This window comes from Gemmatimonadaceae bacterium, assembly GCA_016720905.1.
Taxonomy (GTDB): Bacteria; Gemmatimonadota; Gemmatimonadetes; order Gemmatimonadales; family Gemmatimonadaceae; genus Gemmatimonas.
In genome coordinates, this window is sequence record JADKJT010000001.1 from 315412 (window position 1) to 333936 (window position 18525).

Genomic DNA, 18525 nt, shown 5'->3' on the forward strand with positions numbered 1-18525 from the left:
CGTTCGGCTTTGCCCAAACAGCGATGCCATTGGCCTCGGCATCGGCACGCATCGAACGGAACTTGTAGATCGTGAACGGAGTGCCGCCAAGGTTTTCCCGTCGGCGCTCCTGCAAGGCATGCGTCCGATTCCAGCGTCGATCGAGTCCGATCCTCGTCTGTGTGTATAGTACGGGCCCCCTCGATGTCAGGCGAATGATACAGGCGGCAACCAGCATCACCGGTGCCACCAACACGAGTATTGTGAGCGCAACGGCGCAGTTGAAGGCTCGCGTCAGTCGTTCACTTCGTTCGCGCGGCTCAAATTGGTCGAAAAGGGCCCGGCCTGACCCGACCGGCATGGGGTCAACGCCGATCGGATGCTGACCATCGAGGGCGCGTGTAAACGAGCGCATTTGTCGCGGTGTCACCCGTCTTGAGGACATGGTCGGCCTGAGTGCTTCCTGGGAATGCGGATCCATGTGTCGATGATGCCCCGCTATCCTTGGCGACTGTAATACCACTGCAGGAACTGGAATACCGAGAAGAACAGCACCGAAGCAATGGAGAAAAGCTGCATGATGATGGTCCAGTTGAATTTCTTCTTCACCGGAACGTACACCTCGTCACCTGATCGCACATCGACTTGCTCAAGCGTTCGTCCTTCCTTGACGGCGCGCTTGGAATCCTTGACGGAGACGACGACGGCCGTGCCGCGCTTCACCTCGAACTCACCGAGCTTTGCGAGCACGCCCGGCCCTCCCGCCATCATCACCAGCTCGCTGATCGGTCGGTCGGGCGCCGCGTAGTAGTAGCCCGGCGTTTGCACGGCGCCGAGGATTGCCACGCGGGTCAGCACACTGGTACGCACCGTGACGTTCCGGACATAGCGTGCGACGTGCGCCTGCAGTCGATCCGTCAGTTCCGACCGCAGCACGCCGCGCACGGAGAAATCGGGCAGGTTCAGGATACTCACCACCAGGCCATTTCGCACCGACGCCGTGTCCGATCGCACAGAATCCTGAGCGATCGTGAAGACGAAGCGGTCACCGACTTGGAAGTCACCGTCAGTGAGCCGCCCCTGCAGGGTGATCATCTCCCCTTCAAGCGGGCCGCGCGCATCCTTTCGCATCGAGGGACTGGCCAGCAACGTCTGCACGGTTTGCACGCGGGTAGCCACCTCTGCACGCGTGGCCCGTTGCCCGGGTACGACATCGGCAGACTGCGCGGCGATCCCTCCGGGCAGCCCGAGCGACGCCGACAGGGCGATGCCACACGTGGTTACGCCCCTCACGATCCGTCTCCATGGCACCCAACCCATGCGCCGGATCAAGATGCCTGCACCGGCGATCAAGCAATTGTGGTTCATCGGTTTCTCAGTCCCCACCGGTACGGACGGTCACTTGCTTGCCGCTACTGGTCGGCAGTCGCTCGGTCGACACTTCGTCGTGCGCCGCATAATCCTGATAGTACGAGTAGTACTGGTAGACTCCGGTCAGCTTGATGCCATTGAGCACCGCGCCCATGACGCGCACGGGCAGCGTATCGACGACCGCCATCTTCGCGGCCGCCATCTTACGATCGGTCACGCCGGCCCGCAGCACCAACGCCATGTTACCCGTTGCGGTGGCCAGGGCGTACGCATCGAAGCCCGCACCGAGGGGCGGCGAGTCCACGATGACAACGTCGTATTCGGCCGCCATCTGGCCGAAGAGTTGATTCAAGCGCGGCGTCGCCAGCAGTTCCGGCGCCCGACGACGACGCGCTCCACCGGGCATGATCGTCAGGTTGGGGTGCGACGCGGCAGGGTGGAGCACTTCGGCGATGAGCGCCGTTCCATCGAGATACTCGACGAGTCCCGGGCGGTGCGGTGTGGCAAAGGTCTTCGAGAGCTCGCCGCGGCGGATGTCGCCATCGATCAGCAAGGTGCGGGCACCCGATTCGGCGAAGGACAGCGCGAGATTCGCCGAGATCAGCGATTTGCCGTCATTCGGTCCCGGACTCGTGATCGTCATGGTCAGCGGACGGCCGGGATCGGCCGCGTAGCGCACATTCATGCGAATCGTCCGAAACGCCTCGACGACGTGTGCTGCCGAATCCGCCGCTCCGCGCTTCGACTTGAGATTCGCCACCGGCACCACACCGAGAATGAACAGTCCCAGGTCTTCGGTCGCCTGTTCCGGATAGCGAAAGCGCTTGTCCAACTGATCGAGCAGGATGGCGAGCACGATCGCGAGGGCGAGCGCGGCGCCCACCGCACCCAGGATGATGACGGGCGCAGTATTGCGCGTGGGCGCGAGCGGAGCCACGGCAGAGTCGAGCACGCTGACGTCGGGAATCGTCGCCGCCTCGGCCAGCTTCGCCTTTGCCGCCTCGAGATCGAGGTTCTTGTACATGTCGGCCGCGACCTCGACCTGGCGCTTGAGGCGCTGTTCCTCGATGGTGCGAGCCGGGATGGCCCTGAGGTCGCGTCCACTCACGTCGATGTTGTCTCGAAGCAGCTGCTCGCGAATGCGCAGCTGCGCGAGGAACTCCTGGCCGCGCCGGGGACGGTCACCGTACGCAGATTGTCGAGCGCTTCCTGCTCCTTCACGATCCGCGGATTCTCGTCCGTCAGGCTTTCGCGCAAACGACGCAGGTTCGCATCCCGGTCCGCCTGCTCCTTGAGCGCGGTGCGGAGGTTGTCGGCCGCCGGGTCGTTGGCAACCAGGGGAATCGAGAGCAGGGCCTCCCGGGTGATGCCGCCGGTCGTCTTGCCCAGCGCCAGCACCCGCTCGATGGATTCCCGGTCGTGCTTGTAGTTCTCCGAAAGGATCTTGTCGCGGAAATACGCATCGAAGACCGGATTGGTAGTCAGTTCGATGCCGGCCGACGCCGACTGGCGCTCACTCGGCTCGGTCGCCGTCTGGACGCGGAAGCGCTCCAACGCCCCTTCGGCCGACGACAGGTTGTCGGCGGCGTACTGCCGCTGTCCCTCGAGAATCGTGGCGTACGAGGTGACGTTCTTTTTCTTGAGCGCCGTCGCGACCATGACGAACCGCTCGACCCACGCGTTGAGTGTGGTGGCAGTACGGTTGGAGTTGTTGCCGGTCAACTTGAGCAGCATGAATGAGCTGCCTTCATTCAGCGTCATCCCGAGCTTCCGGATCAGCGCTTGCGACGCCTCACGCGGAGTCTGGATGCGGAACTCGACCTGCTTGCGTCCGGCAAGTTCCTGCGCTCCTGGCTGCCAGAGAAAGCCCACCCGTCGTCCGATCGAATCGGCAATGCTGCCGGTCTCGACTTCGACACCCGGCTTGAACGAGAGCGAGTAGCGGTCACCAGTAATGGAAAGCACGTAGTCGCCCGGCTTGAGCTGCTGCGCCACGCGGAAGGTGCTGAACAGCGTGCTGTCAGCATCACGCGCGGGCGCAACGAACAGCGCCAGCTGATTCACCACCGGATCGGCAATGGCGAACGATCGGAGCAAGTCCTGCCAGCCAGACGACTGAAGTAGCTCACTCGCCCGGATCGGCCCGCCGCGACCGCCCTGATTGGTCCCGGTTCCCATCTCCAGCATGATGGTGGCCCGGACTTCATACTCAGGTTCGACGAATTTCGTCGCGGCGTATCCCGCGCCGCCACCCAGAATGGCGAAGAGTACGATCAGCCACTTGAACCGATAAAGTGCCGACAGATACCTCCCGATTTTCGGTCCGCTGGGCGCTGGCGCTGTCTCCTGGCCACCGCCCCAGTCCTGGGTCGGCAGAGCGTCCTGGTAGACATCGACCGCGGCATCACGAGGGGACGGTTGGATTTGGTTTCCTGACATTGGTCGATCGGGCTGGAGACTGAGAACGTGATGCGTCCATCACGCGTACCGTCGAATCTGAACCGCTCTGCGTCGCCACGTAAGCGCAGATGCCACGCGGCGTAGGTGCTACAGAAAGTGTGACGATCTTCTAGCTGTTGCGGTCATAACACGGTGACTGTCGCAAAAAGTCTACGAAAAACTTTGACGCGGGCTATCCGACACCGGATTTCGCGCTACCTTAGCTCATCCATAACACTGTTCGGCCTCGGCATCGCTGTTCTGAAGCCTCGCCACTGTCGGAACCACGCAGCAGGCAAGGGCAACTGACACCATGTGGCCGTCGGCGAGTACCCGGGTCAGCAGTAGACGATTCAATGCCCGTGGCGAAACGCCGCGGTTTGCCAGACGCTTTCCCAGCCCGACTTCCATGCCCCACGCAATGACCGACGCCTTCCTTTCTGAACCCACGCCTAACAAGATCCCTGACCGGGGGACGGGGCTGCGGATCCTGGTGGTGGATGACGACCGCACCCTTCGTGAAGGGTGTGCCTCGGTGCTTCAGATGGACGGGCATGCCGTGACGTCGTCGGGGCGGGGCGAGGAGGCGCTGGAACTGGTGCGTCGCCGCCGTTTCGACATCGTGCTGGTGGACCTCTATATGAGCCCCGTCACGGGCATGGAGATCCTCAAGGCGGCCGTCGAGGCGCACAAGGGCATCATTGTCGTGGTCATGACCGGCAATCCCAGCGTGGCCTCCAGCATCGAAGCCCTGCGAGCCGGCGCCTGGGACTACCTCCCCAAGCCGTTCTCGGCCTCCCATCTTCAGGTTCTGGTGGGACGGGCCGCGCACGCAGTCAACTCCGCGAAGGACACCCGTGAAATCAAGCCCTCGCTGGTGACGCAGAGCGGCTCCGGGGAAGCCATGTCCCTGCTTGGCGTGTCGCCGTCATTTCGGAAGGCCGTCGACCTGGCACAGAAAGTCGCCGGCACCGATGCGTCCGTGATGATTTCCGGCGAAAGCGGCACCGGCAAGGAGATGATCGCGCAGTTCATTCATAAGCACAGCCGCCGGACCAATCGGAAGCTGGTGCCGATCAACTGCGCCGCGCTCCCAGAAAACCTGCTCGAATCGGAAATGTTCGGCTATCGCAAGGGCGCCTTCACCGGGGCCGACCGCGACAAGCCCGGCCTGCTGGAAGTGGCCAACGGCGGCACGCTGTTCCTGGACGAACTCACCGAAATGACCATGCCGCTCCAGGCCAAGCTCCTGCGTGTCCTGCAGGATGGCGTGGTGCGGCGCCTGGGCAGCGAAACGCAGGACGCTGTCGTCGACGTGCGGTTCATCTCGGCGACCAATCGGGATCCGCAGGAAGCCGTGCAACAAGGGATCCTGCGCGAGGATCTCTTCTATCGACTGCGCGTGGTCCCCATCAAGCTGCCGCCGTTGCGCAAGCGACTCGAGGACATCCCGCTGCTGGCCGAGTTCTTCCTGACCCGGTCGTGGGAGCGGCATCGCCCGGGTGGGTCGCCGAGATGCCGATACTCACGGCGGAAACGGTGACGTTCCTGCAGTCGCGTCCGTGGCGCGGCAATGTGCGCGAACTGCAGAACGTGATCGAACATCTGGCCGTCATCACGGACCCGGGGCCGCGATCTGCGCCCGAGGACATTCCGGTGTATGACGATGGCCCGGCCGCCACCGGCGGAATCCGGGCTGCCGGCCACCATCATGAGCGAGCCGTTTCACCTGGCAAAGGACAACCTTATCGCCCATTTCGAGAAAGAGTATTTGAACGGACTGACCACGAGAGCCGGCGGCAACATGTCCAGAGCGGCCCGGCTGGCGGGGATCGACCGGACTACGCTTTACCGGCTCATGGAAAAGCACGGCTTTCGGCGTGAGGGTCTCGGCGGTCAGACCGACTGACGGACGGTTCTCCCGATAGATTTCGTTATCCATTTCTTGCCATCCTCGGACCCGTAGCTCCCGATGACTCAGCCCACGACACCCACTGTCCCGTCGATTCCAGACGCACTCGACCTTCGCGACAACCGCACCGACGCCAGCTACAGCGCCGCCATTCGCACTGAAGGACCCGAGGGCGACACGTACATCCGCGCGATGGACTTGCGCGCTATCAAGCGCGAGCCCGGCGAATTCGGACTCCTCAGCTACGATCCGGCGTTCATGAACACCGCGTCGTGTCGCAGTGCCATCACGTTCATTGACGGCGACAAGGGAATCCTCCGCTACCGGGGCTATCCCATCGAACAGCTGGCCGACAAGGCGACGTTTCTCGAGGTGGCATACCTGCTCCGCCATGGCGAGCTGCCCGACCAGGGGCAGTACGACACGTGGGTGGGCGACATCACGTACCACACCTACGTCCACGAGAACATCCGCAAGTTCCTCGAGGGATTCCGGTACGACGCGCATCCGATGTCGATGCTGTGCAGCGCGACGGCGGCCTTGTCCAGCTTCTATCCGCAGGCGCGGGACATTCACGATCCGCACCAGCGGTACATCTCGATCATTCGCCTGATGGCGAAGCTGCCGACCATTGCCGCGTTCGCGTATCGTCACGTGAAGGGATTGCCGTTTATCTACCCCGACAATGACCTGTCGTACGTCGAGAATTTCCTGTCGATGGTGGCGCGCATGTCGGAGCCCAAGTACGAGGGCAATCCGGTGTTCGTGAAGGCGCTGGAGGTGCTGTTCATCCTGCACGCCGACCACGAGCAGAATTGTTCGACCAGCGCGGTGCGCGCGGTGGGCTCGTCGGGTGTCGATCCCTTCTCGGCGGTGGCCGCAGGGATTGCCGCGCTGTTCGGTCCTCTCCATGGCGGAGCGAACGAGGCCGTGCTGCGCATGATCACCGAGATCGGTGACAAGAAGAACATCCCCGCCTTCATCGAGCAGGTGAAGAGCGGTAAGGGCGAGCAGCGCCTGATGGGATTCGGCCATCGCGTCTACAAGAGCTACGACCCGCGCGCGCGCATCGTGAAGAAGCTGGCCGACGAAGTCTTCGCGCAGGTGGGCATGGACAAGGATCTGGAGATCGCGCTGGAACTCGAGCGCATCGCGCTGTCGGACGACTACTTCGTGCAGCGAAAGCTCTATCCGAACGTCGACTTCTACACGGGCCTCATCTACCGGTCGATGGCGTTCCCGACGGACTTCTTCACCGTCCTTTTCGGAGTGGCGCGCGTCTCGGGATGGCTCGCGCAGTGGGAAGAGATGATCCTGGACAAGGAGCAGAAGATCGCGCGTCCCCGGCAGATCTACGTGGGCGCAGGGGAGCGCCCGTACGTCGACGCACTGAACGAGAAGTTTCCGCGAGCGCGCAAGGACAGCATCCGGAAGTAGGACGCATTTGTGGATCTTCAGAAGCCACCGGCGGAAGTCTCGGTCATCATCCCGTGCTTCAACGGTGAACCGTTTCTCGCATCCTGCATCGAGTCCGTGCGCCGTCAGTGTCTTGCGCCGCGCGAAATTCTCGTGGTGGACGACCGCTCGACCGATGCCAGCGCGCACATCGCCGCGTCCATGGGCACTCGCGTCATCACCAACGACGGGGCTCGCGGGCCGGGCGCGGCCAGGAACGTCGGACTGCGCGCGGCGGACGGCGAGTTCGTGGCGTTTCTCGACGCGGATGACCAGTGGACCACACAGCACCTTGCCCGGCTGACCGCTGTGCTGGCAGCATCCGGCGCGTCACTCGCCTGCTCCGGCACCGCGCCCCTGGAGACATTTCGCGAAGGGGATCGCGCGGAGCCACCGCAGCCATGGGAGACGATCTCCATTCCCGGGATTCTGCGCGAGAACCTGATTCCGCAATCCGCCATGATGGCATCGCGCCAGACGCTGATCGCCGTCGGTGGCTACGACGAATCGTGGCGATACTCGGAGGACTACGAGCTCTGGTTACGCCTGGCGACCCAAGGGCATGTGATGGTGCGAACGACGGCCGTGACGTGCCTCCGGCGCACGCACGCGACGCAGGCCAGCCGGGCGGTCGGCCGGATGAAACAAGGGGCATGGGACGCGCGGCTCAGGCACGGACTGGCGGCACCTTCCGGCCCGCTTGCCGACGCGGAGCGAACGGCTCGGATCGCGGCCATGCGCGACGCGTTCACGTACGACCTCGGAGACGCGTGGTATCTCGGCCACAGCGTGGTCAAGGCGCTCCTCGAGCAGATCGCCGAGACGCAGCCAGAGTATCGGCAAGCGTACGTCGAATTCCGGAAGTCCCGTAGCCCGTGGGTAGTTGCACGCGTCGCCGCGTGGGCGCGCGTGCTGATTGGGCGGTCTCGGCCCGCGACCGATCTCTAGCCGCATCGCGTGCCGAATCGAGCCACTCTTCCGATCTCGGTGGTCATCCCCACCTACAACGGCGCGGCAACGCTTGCTCGTACCATCGCGACCGTGCACGCACAAAGCCGGCTGCCGTCTGAAATCATCGTCGTCGACGACGGATCGAAGGACGACAGCGCACTCATCGCGGAGCGTCTGGGCTGCCGCGTGATCCGGCAGCAGAACCGCGGATTGTGCGGCGCACGGAATGCGGGAATCGCCGCCGCCACGACGCCTTGGATTGCGCTGCTCGACCACGACGACGTGTGGGCGACCACCAAGCTGGAACACCAGTGGGGCGCGCATCAGGCATTCCCGAGCGCCGTCCTGATCGCCACCGATGCGCGCAAGGTGACACCCACCGGCGACGTGCTCACGGCGTCGTTCGCCCGCGTCGATGACAAGGGCTATGAGCGGCTGCCCGTCGACGAGCAGTCCGGCAACTACCGACTGCACCGCGCCGCTGCGGATAACCTGCACCAGTGCGGCTGGTTTCTGCTCCCCAGCGCCGTGCTGGCTCGCCGGGACATCCTGCTCGACGTCGGCGCATTCGACGAGCGAGTCGCCCGCAATGAAGACGTGTGCTGCTTCCTGCGCATGCTCATGCAGGGGCCGCTCGCCTTCGTGGACGATCCGTTGACCGACTGGGTCATTCACGGCGAGAACACGCATCTCGACGAGCGCCGGATGGTCCAGGGCCGACTCGCGCTGCTGGACGTCGCGCTGGGTGAACCGGCATTCCTGCCGCCTGCTTATCTGCAAATGCTGCGCGATGAGGAACCCTCGATGTGCATGCGCGTGGGCCGACTCGAGATGGAGCGAGGTTCGCTGCCCGATGCACGCCACGCCCTCGGCAGGGCGATCGCAGCCGGGGCCGGCATGCGGGCCCGTGCGATGTGGATTGCCACATGGCTCGGTCCGGCGCTGCTGACGCGTCTGATGCATGTCCGACACTTCGCGCAGGACTCGAAGGAACAGACCGCGTCACGTCACGCTGACGGGAGGGAGTCATGACGACCCGAGGCATCATTCTCGCCGGCGGTTCCGGCACCCGGTTGCATCCCGTGACGCGTTCGGTCAGCAAGCAACTGCTGCCGGTATACGACAAGCCGATGATCTACTATCCGCTGTCAACGCTCATGCTGGCCGGCGTGCGGGACATGCTGATCATCACCACCCCGCGCGATGCCCAGTCATTCCGGGACCTGCTGGGGGATGGCAGCGATTGGGGATTGACGCTCGACTATGCCGTGCAGGCCGCCCCCAACGGTCTCGCCGAGGCGTTTCGCATCGGCCGGGACTTCGTTGGCGGTCACCGGAGCGCGCTGATTCTCGGCGACAACCTGTTCTACGGACAGGACCTCGCCCGCAAGCTCCAGCATGCCGCTCGCCGGCCGTCGGGCGCGACCGTCTTCGCCTACCGGGTCGCCAACCCCGCCGCGTACGGTGTCGTCGAGTTCGATCCCGAAGGCCGCGTGATCTCCATCGAGGAGAAGCCGGCGGCGCCGAAATCGTCATTCGCGGTAACCGGTGTCTACTTCTACGACCAGCAGGTGTGCGACATCGCCGCGTCGATCCGGCCATCCGCGCGGGGAGAGCTCGAGATCACCGACGTGAACCGTATGTATCTCGAGATGGGGCAGCTGCACGTGGAGGTGATGGGGCGGGGCACGGCATGGCTCGATACCGGCACACACGATTCACTGCTGCAGGCCGGTCAGTTCGTGCAGACCGTGGAGCATCGACAAGGCCTCAAGATCGCCGCGCCGGAGGAAGTCGCTTTTCGCATGGGATTCATCGACCGGGCACGGCTGCGCGATCTTGCCGTAGGACTCGGGAAGAGCGACTACGGCGCGTATCTGCTGGGACTGGCTGACGAGGGGGGGCACGCGTGAGGGCGATCGACACCCCGTTGCCGGGCGTGCTGATCGTGGAGTCCCCGGTCTTCGACGATGCCCGGGGTTCCTTCGTGGAAGTCTTCCATGCTGAAAAGTTTGCCGGCATGGGCCTGCCCGTGCACTTCGCGCAGGACAATCACAGCCGCTCCTCGCACGGCGTGCTGCGCGGACTGCACTACCAGCTCGAACAACCGCAGGGAAAGTTGGTTCGACCCATCACCGGGATCATCTTCGATGTTGCCATCGATCTGCGCCGCGCGTCTCCGTACTTCGGGCGCTGGACCGGCATGGAGCTCGTCGCCGGCGATGGCCGGCAAGTCTGGATTCCTCCCGGATTCGCGCATGGGTTTCTCGTGCTGAGTGAATTCGCCGACGTGTCCTACAAGTGCACCACGACCTATCATGCCGCGTCGGATCGCGGCATACGCTGGAACGACCCGGCACTCGGGATCGTGTGGCCCCTCTCATCGGGACGCGCGCCCATCCTGTCGCCGAAGGACGCCACGGCGCCGATGCTGGCGGACGCCCAGCTGTTTCCGTGACCCTTCGGGCGCTGGTGCTGGGAGGCGGCGGGCAGGTCGGGCGCGCGCTCGCACGAGTGGCGCCAGCAGGTATCGACGTCATGTCGCGGAGTTCACATGAGACCGATGTGCGCGATCATATCGCCGTGCGACGGGCGATCGAGGAATCCGGCGCGAACCTCATCATCAACTGCGCCGCATTCACGAACGTCGATAGTGCCGAGTCGAGCCCCGGCCTCGCAGCCGAGATCAACGCGATCGCCCCCGGGCTGATCGCCAACGAGGCCCGCCGCGCCGGCGCCAGACTGCTTCACGTCTCGACAGACTATGTGTTCGACGGCGCGACGGGAATTCCCTACGAACCGGGCGCCCCGACCACTCCGATCAATGTCTACGGCGCCACCAAGCGCGAGGGAGAGCGTGCCCTGCTGTCCGCCGACCCGGACGCGACGATCGTGCGCACGGCGTGGGTGCACTCCGGAACGAGCCCCTGCTTCGTTGCGCGAGCCGTCTCGATGCTCTGCGCCGGCACGGAGATGCGCGTCGTCGACGATCAGTTCGGCACGCCGACGGCCGCGAACCATCTGGCCGCCGCGCTCTGGCGAATCGCCCACCAGACGAACATTCGCGGTGTGCTGCACTTCACCGATGCGGGCGTGGCCTCCTGGTTCGATGTCGCCATCGCGGTGCTCGACAGCCTGAACGCACTCGGACGTGCGCCGGCGGAGGCGAGCGTGGTTCCCGTCGCGAGTGCCTCGTATTCCCCGGCGGCACGACGCCCCCCGTGCGCGGTGCTTGACAAGCATTCCTCGTGGCAATCCATTGGTTGGACGCCGCCGCATTGGCGCGTCGGTGTCGTCGACTCCGTCCGGGAGATCCTGCATGCGTAGGCTGCTCGTCACCGGAGGTGCGGGGTTCATCGGCGGCAACTTCGTGCACTATTGGGCGCGCCGGTTCCCGGACGACACGCTGGTGGTGCTCGATGCGCTCACGTACGCGGGCAACCGGACAACGCTTGCCGCGCACGAAGGTCAACCGAACTTCACGTTCGTGCATGGCAACATCACCCATGCAGACCTCGTCGCGCGACTGTTCGCCGAGCATCGCATCGACACGGTCGTGCACTTTGCGGCCGAATCGCATGTCGATCGTTCCATCGTCGATCCCGGTGCGTTCGTGCGCACCAATGTACTCGGCACCCAGGTCGTGCTCGACGCCGCACGACGCGCGTGGCACCACGACGGCATGTGGGCGGATGCCGTGCGCTTCCATCACGTCTCGACCGATGAGGTGTTCGGAAGCCTGCAGGCCGGCGACGCGCCGTTCACCGAGCTCACCCCGTACGCTCCCAATTCGCCCTATGCCGCCAGCAAGGCCGGTTCGATCATCTCGTGCGCGCGTACGCGCACACGTACGGACTCCCGACGTCGATCAGCAACTGCTCCAACAACTACGGCCCGTTTCAGTTTCCGGAGAAGCTGATCCCGCTAGTCATCGTCAACGCGCTCCTGGGAAAGCCGGTGCCCATCTACGGCGATGGCCGGCAGATTCGAGACTGGCTTTTCGTCGATGACCATTGCGCGGCTATCGCGTGCATCCTTCACAGCGACGCCGGTACCGGTACCTGGAACGTCGGCGGACGCGCCGAACACACGAACCTCGACATTGTGCAGCGCATCTGTTCCCTGCTCGATGCCGCCATCGGGGGTGACGCCGCCCTTTCCGCTCGATTCCCGAGGTGTCCGCCGGTGACGGGACAGCCGTGTGCGTCGCTCATCACCCACGTGAAGGACCGACCGGGTCATGACCGGCGCTACGCGATCGACCCGTCGCGCATCGCATCGCAATTGGGCTTCGAACCGGTCGAAACGCTGGAAACGGGCCTCGATCGAACGGTGGCCTGGTTTCTGGCCAACGAACCGTGGTGGCGCGGCGTGATGGACGGTTCGTACCGCAGATGGATGGCAACACAGTACGATTCGTGAGCGACATCACGACGCGTCGGTAGTCGCTCAGCAATCGAGATGTGGCAGTCGGGCGCCGGAAACGCAAAGGGTGCATCGACGATGTTCCGTCGATGCACCCTCGTGACTTGCAGCCCGGCTACTTGCCGATTCGATACGCGAAGTAGCGCCAGCCCGTCGAGTACTGCTGGTTGAACTGCTTCGATCCGGTCAGGAAGGAATGCCGCACTCCGCCATTGAAGATCTGGTCGGCACGCGACTTGGCGACCGTGTCGCCGTTCCTGCCGAACAGCCAGGCGTAACCATTCAGGATGAGGTTGTTCAGCTCAGGGACGGGATCCGGCCCGCCGGTCGCCGCGCACAGCGTCGGCACGTACTTGAATCCTTCCGCCGAGGCCACCCACTGGGTTGTCCACAACCACTGGGTCGACTTCTGAACCGATGTGATGATCCGCGGATCGGCCCGGAAGTGCGTGTAGATCTGGATGAGCGCTTCATTCAGCATCCCGTCCATGTAGTTGAGCGACTGGTTGCAGTACGCCGTCAGTCTGTACGAGCCATCGACTTCCTGCGCGCCGAGAACAGCCGAGAGCATCACATCGAGCCGGTCCCCAGGGTCGTTGGGTTGTCGGCCAGTCGCCACGCCCACAGATGTGCCATCAGGACGCGCGCCCGGATCCGGTTCTCGATGTCCCCATGCGTCTTGGTGCCCAATCCGATCGTCGAGCGGAAGTACGTGAAGATCTGAGTGATGCGGGTCACCGCGTAGCGGGACTGCTCGTCACCGGTCAGCAGGTAGTGCAGCCCCAACCCATCGACCTGCGACTGATGCGGTGACGTGCCATAGGCGTTGGCTTCGAGATAGCCCCTCCTCCAGCTGAGCAGCAGCTTCGTGCCGCGGTCCCAGTACAGGGGATTCCCGGTCCGTGCCCACATCGCATAGTAGATCTGTGCCCGGTCGTAGTAGTTCTCGGTCCAGTTGTCACCGTAGTTCGTGTACAGCACTTCCGCGTAGCGCACGAAGTCGTCGTCGAACTGGCGCCCATAGGTCGGAAGCTGAAGCGCCGCTTCCGCCGCAGTGACCGTCGGACCGACCAGGTCGGTCGTCACGAGGTAGGTCGGATCTGTCGGAAGGATCACAGCGGCTGGATCCGCTCGATCATCCGCGGGCTTGGCGAGATCCGCCAGCGAGCGCGGCGTGCTCGAAATCACCACCTGCGCGGCGACCGCCACGCTCGAGGTGAGTGCGTACGGGAACTGCACCAGCACGGAGCGCAGCGTGCCGTCCGCATGCCGTCCCTTCAACTCCTCGGCATAGACCTGCAGCTCGACACCACCGACGATCACGTGCACGTTCTTGCCGTTGCCCGGCGCGAGGACGCCAGCCTTCAGCGGAATCGCACTCGACACGAGCACCGTTCCTGTGCCCACCGTGCGGCGTCGCACCGATGCCGCGATCGACAAGCCCTGCGTTGGCGGCGGCGGAGTGACTGGCGGCGGAGTGACTGGCGGCGGCGGGCTCACCGGATCGGTGCCAGCAGGCGCAGCCTTGACGATGACCTCGAGTTCGGCGCTGGTATTCGTGGACGATGACGCCAGCACGCTGGCGCGGCCGACGGCCACTCCGGCGATCACTCCCGTCTGGGATACGGTCGCGACCGCGGTGTTGCGAGACGTGAGCGTCACCGCCGAGGTCCCGCCAGTCGGAAACTTCGTCACCGACTGACCGACAGTGAGAACCACGGAATCGACGCCGAAGCTGAGCGCAGTCGACGACGGCGGGGCGGTCGTTGATCCAACGGCGACGACGAGCGTGCCCAGCGCGCCAACCAGGTTCGTGACCTGTACCGACGTACGCCCTGCTGCGACTCCCCGCACGACACCTGCGCCGGAGACCGCGGCCACCGAGCTGTTGAGCGAGGAATACGCCGGCGCATACCGGGGGTCGGTCGGCCGGGCCACGACGGAGTCGCCGGCCCGGTTCAGCAGAATCGAATCGGCGCTAAACCGAAGCGGCGCGGGCCCGGTACCAACGCGAACCACGAACGAATCCACCACAGCGCCGGCACTGGCTGTCACAAGTGTGCCACCCGACATCTTGCCTGTCACACGGCCGCTGCTCGAGACCGTCGCCACCGTGGCGTCGACCGTTCGCCAGGACGCGCTGGTGGATGTCCGGCTCGTCCGCCAGAACGTCCGGGTCGCGGTTGCCGACATCGACAAAACAGTAGATTGATTGAGCCCAAGCGTGACTACTCGCAGTCCGCCCATGGCGGCGGCGACCGGTGCGCCTGATTCGCTAGCCGGTTCGACAGCATTCGGTTCGACCCCGGTGGTCGCGTCTCCGCATGCCACCATCAGTCCGAACAACGGCAACAGCAGCATCGAGATCCTCTTTTCTCCGTTCACAACGACCTCCTCTGGCAGGTTCGGCGGCTCGACTGGCGTGGAGATTCCGGCTTCGAAATCGCGTTAGCCTCGTAGCTTTGCGTCGCCGGCTTTCGCCGGGTTTGCCTTTGTCGTTCTACGTTTGGCGGCGTCCTGATACAGGAGTCCCGGCAAGCGAGAGAACAAAGGGATGACGACTTCACTGGCTCACGGCAACCGCGAGCGTGGTTCGATCGTCATGCACGGACACAATAACTCGATATCGCGCAGGCAGCCATCGGGCTTCGTCATTGCGCCCGTAGCAGCCTCATCAGAATTACGACCTGCGTCATTCAAATCTCCAGCCACCAGTGTGACTCCCGACACCACCCGCGTTACGGACAAGCTGTACGCCGACGCCACGCCGACGCTTCCCAGGACCAGGATTCTGTATGTGTACCCGGACACCATGGGGCCGTCTGCAACGCGCGAGCGAAACGCGCTGCATTTCCTGAGCGCATTCCTGTGCGGCGACATGATCCCGGTCTTCGTGCCTCGTCGGCACGATGAAGCACGCGTCCTCGCCGAGACGAAGGACGCAATCGGTGACTTCGTACTACATCCCGTGAATACCAGTGTCCGCATACCGATCCTGAAACAACTGATCGAAGCAACCCGAATGCTCGCCACCGCGCGCCGCCTTCGGCTGCAGTTGCGGCGCCGCGGTCAACGATACGACGCCATCGTCGCCCACGGGCCGTACCGCACCGGATTCGTCGGCCTGTTGCTGAGCAGACTCTGGCGACTTCCGCTCGTCGTCGAGTTCCCGGGGCACCCCACCCGGGCGCTTGCCCTCGATCGCTCGGTCGTTGGCCGGGTGAAGTCGGCACTCGCCCCGGCGTTGGTCGGCATCATCGCAAAGCATGTGGAAGGCGTCCGCTTGCTGTATCCGACGCAACTCGACGGGGTCGTCAGCCTTCGATCGGAGGCGACCCCGCACCGTGTGCATGTGTTTCACGAGTTCGTGCCCGTCGGTTCAATTCGGCCAGGGTCCGTGAAGAAGCCTGTTATCCTGTTCGTCGGATTTCCCTGGTATCTGAAGGGCGTGGACATCCTCATCGCCGCATTCCATCGCCTGTGCAATGATTTTCCGGACGTGAAATTGAAGATCGTCGGATTCTGCCCGGACCGTGCGCCGTGGGAGACGCTGGCGAAAGGCAACCCGAACATTGAGTTCCTCGGCCCTCAGCTCAACACCGCGATCGCGGAACTTATGGCGGAGAGCCAGGTCTTCGTGCTGCCGTCGAGAAGCGAGGCGATGGGGCGTGTCCTGCTCGAATCGATGGCGGCAGGCACGCCGGTGGTCGCGTCCCGTGTCGACGGAATTCCCCACTATGTCTTCGACGATGTCGACGGTCTGCTCTTTGATTCGGAAGACGTGACAGGACTGGAAGCGCAGCTCCGGCGGCTCCTGTTAAGTGCGGCCCTGCGCGAGCGCCTGTCGGTCGAGGCTCTCCGCAAGGTTAACGAGACCTATTCCGAAGACGCCTATGCACGCGCGTTCTCCTCCATGGTCCGGAACGCGATCGCCGAGAGGCGCCGGCGGCAGGTTCGACAGCATCACTGATAAGGGGATCTGGCTCGGACTGTTGCACCCGCGCAACAACTGGCGCTCCTGCGCAACATCGATTCGGCGTGGCCCTGACGGATGAACGAACACAAGCACATATTCTACAGTGACTTGCAAAGCTGAACTCGGTGGCATTTGCCTTGCTCTACAGGCTAGCGAGAGATCGAAGTGTTTGGTATCGCTGTGCCGCACCCGAGTAGGGTTCGGATGGGCGATCCGGAAGGCCGTTACCCCAAGATGCCGAGGAGGCATATCACAATGAAGTTACTCACGAAAGCGTTGGCCACGATCGCACTTGTCGCGCTGCCGACCGTCGCCCAAGCGCAGTTCGACGTGACGATGACCATCACCGGCCAGCCGATCGCCGCCGGCATCCCGAACGTCGACATGGGCGGTGGACAGTTTACGGCGACCACCAGCGATCCGTCGCTGGCGAACCTGTTCGTGTACTGCATCGACAACCTGCGTCCGTTCCAGTTCCAGACGGCGTATCAGTACCGCGTGTTCACTTTCCAGGAGTATGTCTCGGCGCTGCTTCCGTCTTCGCTCGCGACGCAGTCGGTCGACGACCTGAACGAGATTGCGAAAAACACCGAGATCATTCGGCTGAACGGGCAGGGACCTCGTCAATCCGAGCCACCCGTCGAACGTCGCCCAGGTGAACTCCTGGAGCATCTTCAACGATGCGACTCAAGGTTCAGTGGATCCGCTCTTCGACAATACGAACTATCGCGTGCTCGTCTCAGTTGACGCGATCAATGCACAGGGTCGGCTCGTCGAAGGCACACAGACCTTCATGACGACGGTTCCTGAGCCCTCGACCTACCTCCTGATGGCCACTGGCCTGATGGCGGTTGCCATGGTCGCTCGTCGCCGCAAGCAGGCCTGAGCGGGCAAGTTGTCGGCGGCGTTCGCGCCGCGGTGAGACTGCGGGTTGCACTTCGTGCAGCCCGCAGTCTTTCATTTCCCCTTAGGGAGGCTCTGCAAAATTATTCGTGCATTTGCTGATGCGTGAGTGAATATTGGCGTCACGAAAAAGGTCTTCCTCGACGCGAGTGACGCATGAATGAGCAGCGGACGTTGGCCAGCGTGGTCTATGATGCGAAGCGCAAAGTGACGCGCCGTGAACGGGTCCTGGCGGAAATGGACCGGGTAATCCCGTGGGCGAGGTTGCTGGCGTTGGTCGCCCCGCACTACGCCACACCCGGCCGTGGTCGCCGGCCGCTGCCCCTCGAGACGATGCTGCGGGTGTACTTCCTCCAGCAGTGGTTCGATTTGTCGGATCCCGCCGCCGAGGACATGATGTACGACAGCGAGTCGATGCGCCGCTTTGCGCGCATCGACTCGGGGGAGGACGCCGTGCCGGACGAAACGACGATTCTGCGCTTCCGGCATCTGCTCGAGGAGCACCTGCTGACCGCACAGATGTTTGACGCGGTGCGCGACCTCTTGGTCGACCACGACCTGCTGTTGACGCGAGGCACGATCGTCGATGCGACGTTGATCGCTGCGCCGAGTTCGACGAAGAATCGGACGAAGACGCGCGATCCGGAAATAGGGGCTCGTGCACACGCTTACGACCACCGATGCGGCGCAAGCGGATATCACGCAGTTGCCGCATTTGGTGCATGGCTTCGAAGAGACGCTGCACGGCGACAAGGCGTACGAGGCGGCCGGCGGACAGTATCTGGTGAATCAACGCGACGCGCGCACGCCTGAACACGACGCCCTCAATCGAGAGCGTTCCCGAGTACGGGCTCGTGGTGAACATCCGTCTCACGTGGTGAAGCGGTTGTGGGGTTTCACGAAGGACCGCTATCGCGGGTTGCGCAAGAACACGACGCGGGCACTGATGGCGTTTGCGCTCGCGAATCTGTACCTGATGCGTTATCGACTGCGCGCGCTGGGCACGTAGTGTCGGTGAGCGCGGCGCGATGGGGAGACATCCTCCACGCGCGCCGCGAGAACGCACCTTTTCGAGGCGCACCATGCCATTTCGTGTCGGTGACACGGCTCAAGA

Annotated in this window: 16 protein-coding genes, 2 pseudogenes and 1 riboswitch; of the genes and pseudogenes, 13 read left to right on the top strand and 5 right to left on the bottom strand. The window is 63.8% G+C overall.

Annotation, left to right across the window (positions count from 1 at the left end; translation table 11 throughout):
* Positions 1 to 477: 477 nt before the first annotated feature.
* The 3 genes from IPP90_01295 to IPP90_01305 form a co-directional block, all read right to left on the bottom strand.
* Positions 478 to 1272, bottom strand: coding sequence for a hypothetical protein (locus tag IPP90_01295; protein ID MBL0169349.1), 795 nt, complete (start codon positions 1270 to 1272; stop codon positions 478 to 480).
* 82 nt (positions 1273 to 1354) lie between these two features.
* On the bottom strand, positions 1355 to 2458 hold the full coding sequence (locus IPP90_01300) for a polysaccharide biosynthesis tyrosine autokinase (GenBank protein MBL0169350.1): 1104 nt from the start codon (positions 2456 to 2458) through the stop codon (positions 1355 to 1357).
* Positions 2455 to 3789, bottom strand: coding sequence for a hypothetical protein (locus IPP90_01305; GenBank protein ID MBL0169351.1), 1335 nt, complete (start codon positions 3787 to 3789; stop codon positions 2455 to 2457). Before IPP90_01305 ends, IPP90_01300 begins: the two co-directional genes overlap by 4 nt.
* Positions 3790 to 4198: 409 nt before the next feature.
* On the opposite strand from IPP90_01305, the gene IPP90_01310 reads away from it, so the two are divergent.
* The 9 genes and pseudogenes from IPP90_01310 to rfbB all read left to right on the top strand — a co-directional run bounded on the left by IPP90_01310 (position 4199) and on the right by rfbB (position 12529).
* Positions 4199 to 5332, top strand: a complete 1134-nt coding sequence (locus tag IPP90_01310; protein MBL0169352.1) for a sigma-54-dependent Fis family transcriptional regulator — start codon at positions 4199 to 4201, stop codon at positions 5330 to 5332.
* Positions 5333 to 5449: 117 nt separating this feature from the next.
* Complete coding sequence (locus tag IPP90_01315) at positions 5450 to 5698, top strand: hypothetical protein (protein ID MBL0169353.1); 249 nt, start codon at positions 5450 to 5452, stop codon at positions 5696 to 5698.
* A 63-nt stretch (positions 5699 to 5761) separates the two neighbouring features.
* Positions 5762 to 7138 carry a citrate synthase gene (locus tag IPP90_01320; protein ID MBL0169354.1) on the top strand — a complete coding sequence of 459 codons (1377 nt, stop codon included), beginning with the start codon at positions 5762 to 5764 and terminating at the stop codon, positions 7136 to 7138.
* 9 nt (positions 7139 to 7147) lie between these two features.
* Positions 7148 to 8104 (top strand): glycosyltransferase family 2 protein, encoded by a 957-nt coding sequence (locus IPP90_01325; protein MBL0169355.1) that lies wholly within the window; start codon positions 7148 to 7150, stop codon positions 8102 to 8104.
* 9 nt (positions 8105 to 8113) lie between these two features.
* The gene (locus IPP90_01330) at positions 8114 to 9139 is read left to right on the top strand and encodes a glycosyltransferase family 2 protein (GenBank protein MBL0169356.1); all 1026 of its coding nucleotides are present in this window, start codon (positions 8114 to 8116) and stop codon (positions 9137 to 9139) included.
* Entirely contained in the window at positions 9136 to 10020 is an 885-nt protein-coding gene (rfbA, locus tag IPP90_01335) for a glucose-1-phosphate thymidylyltransferase RfbA (protein ID MBL0169357.1), read from the top strand. The genes IPP90_01330 and rfbA overlap by 4 nt, the downstream gene beginning before the upstream one ends.
* Positions 10017 to 10565, top strand: a complete 549-nt coding sequence (rfbC, locus tag IPP90_01340) for a dTDP-4-dehydrorhamnose 3,5-epimerase (protein MBL0169358.1) — start codon at positions 10017 to 10019, stop codon at positions 10563 to 10565. Before rfbA ends, rfbC begins: the two co-directional genes overlap by 4 nt.
* A complete protein-coding gene (gene rfbD / locus IPP90_01345) occupies positions 10562 to 11434 on the top strand; it encodes a dTDP-4-dehydrorhamnose reductase (protein MBL0169359.1) in 873 nt (290 codons plus the stop codon). Before rfbC ends, rfbD begins: the two co-directional genes overlap by 4 nt.
* Positions 11427 to 12529, top strand: a pseudogene (rfbB, locus tag IPP90_01350) (dTDP-glucose 4,6-dehydratase). The gene rfbD and the pseudogene rfbB overlap by 8 nt, the downstream one beginning before the upstream one ends.
* A gap of 118 nt (positions 12530 to 12647) precedes the next feature.
* Here rfbB and IPP90_01355 read toward each other — a convergent pair.
* On the bottom strand, positions 12648 to 13103 hold the full coding sequence (locus IPP90_01355; GenBank protein ID MBL0169360.1) for a hypothetical protein: 456 nt from the start codon (positions 13101 to 13103) through the stop codon (positions 12648 to 12650).
* The gene (locus tag IPP90_01360; protein MBL0169361.1) at positions 13103 to 14917 is read right to left on the bottom strand and encodes an Ig-like domain-containing protein; all 1815 of its coding nucleotides are present in this window, start codon (positions 14915 to 14917) and stop codon (positions 13103 to 13105) included. The genes IPP90_01355 and IPP90_01360 overlap by 1 nt, the downstream gene beginning before the upstream one ends.
* A 19-nt stretch (positions 14918 to 14936) precedes the next feature.
* A riboswitch (cyclic di-GMP riboswitch) is annotated at positions 14937 to 15033 on the bottom strand.
* Positions 15034 to 15248: 215 nt separating this feature from the next.
* Between IPP90_01360 and IPP90_01365 the strand changes: the two genes are divergently transcribed.
* The 4 genes and pseudogenes from IPP90_01365 to IPP90_01380 all read left to right on the top strand — a co-directional run bounded on the left by IPP90_01365 (position 15249) and on the right by IPP90_01380 (position 18420).
* On the top strand, positions 15249 to 16502 hold the full coding sequence (locus tag IPP90_01365; GenBank protein MBL0169362.1) for a glycosyltransferase: 1254 nt from the start codon (positions 15249 to 15251) through the stop codon (positions 16500 to 16502).
* A gap of 261 nt (positions 16503 to 16763) precedes the next feature.
* Positions 16764 to 17255, top strand: a complete 492-nt coding sequence (locus tag IPP90_01370; protein MBL0169363.1) for a hypothetical protein — start codon at positions 16764 to 16766, stop codon at positions 17253 to 17255.
* Positions 17239 to 17394 (top strand): PEP-CTERM sorting domain-containing protein, encoded by a 156-nt coding sequence (locus tag IPP90_01375; GenBank protein ID MBL0169364.1) that lies wholly within the window; start codon positions 17239 to 17241, stop codon positions 17392 to 17394. The genes IPP90_01370 and IPP90_01375 overlap by 17 nt, the downstream gene beginning before the upstream one ends.
* 173 nt (positions 17395 to 17567) lie before the next feature.
* Positions 17568 to 18420, top strand: a pseudogene (locus IPP90_01380) (IS5 family transposase).
* The last annotated feature ends 105 nt before the right edge of the window (positions 18421 to 18525 follow it).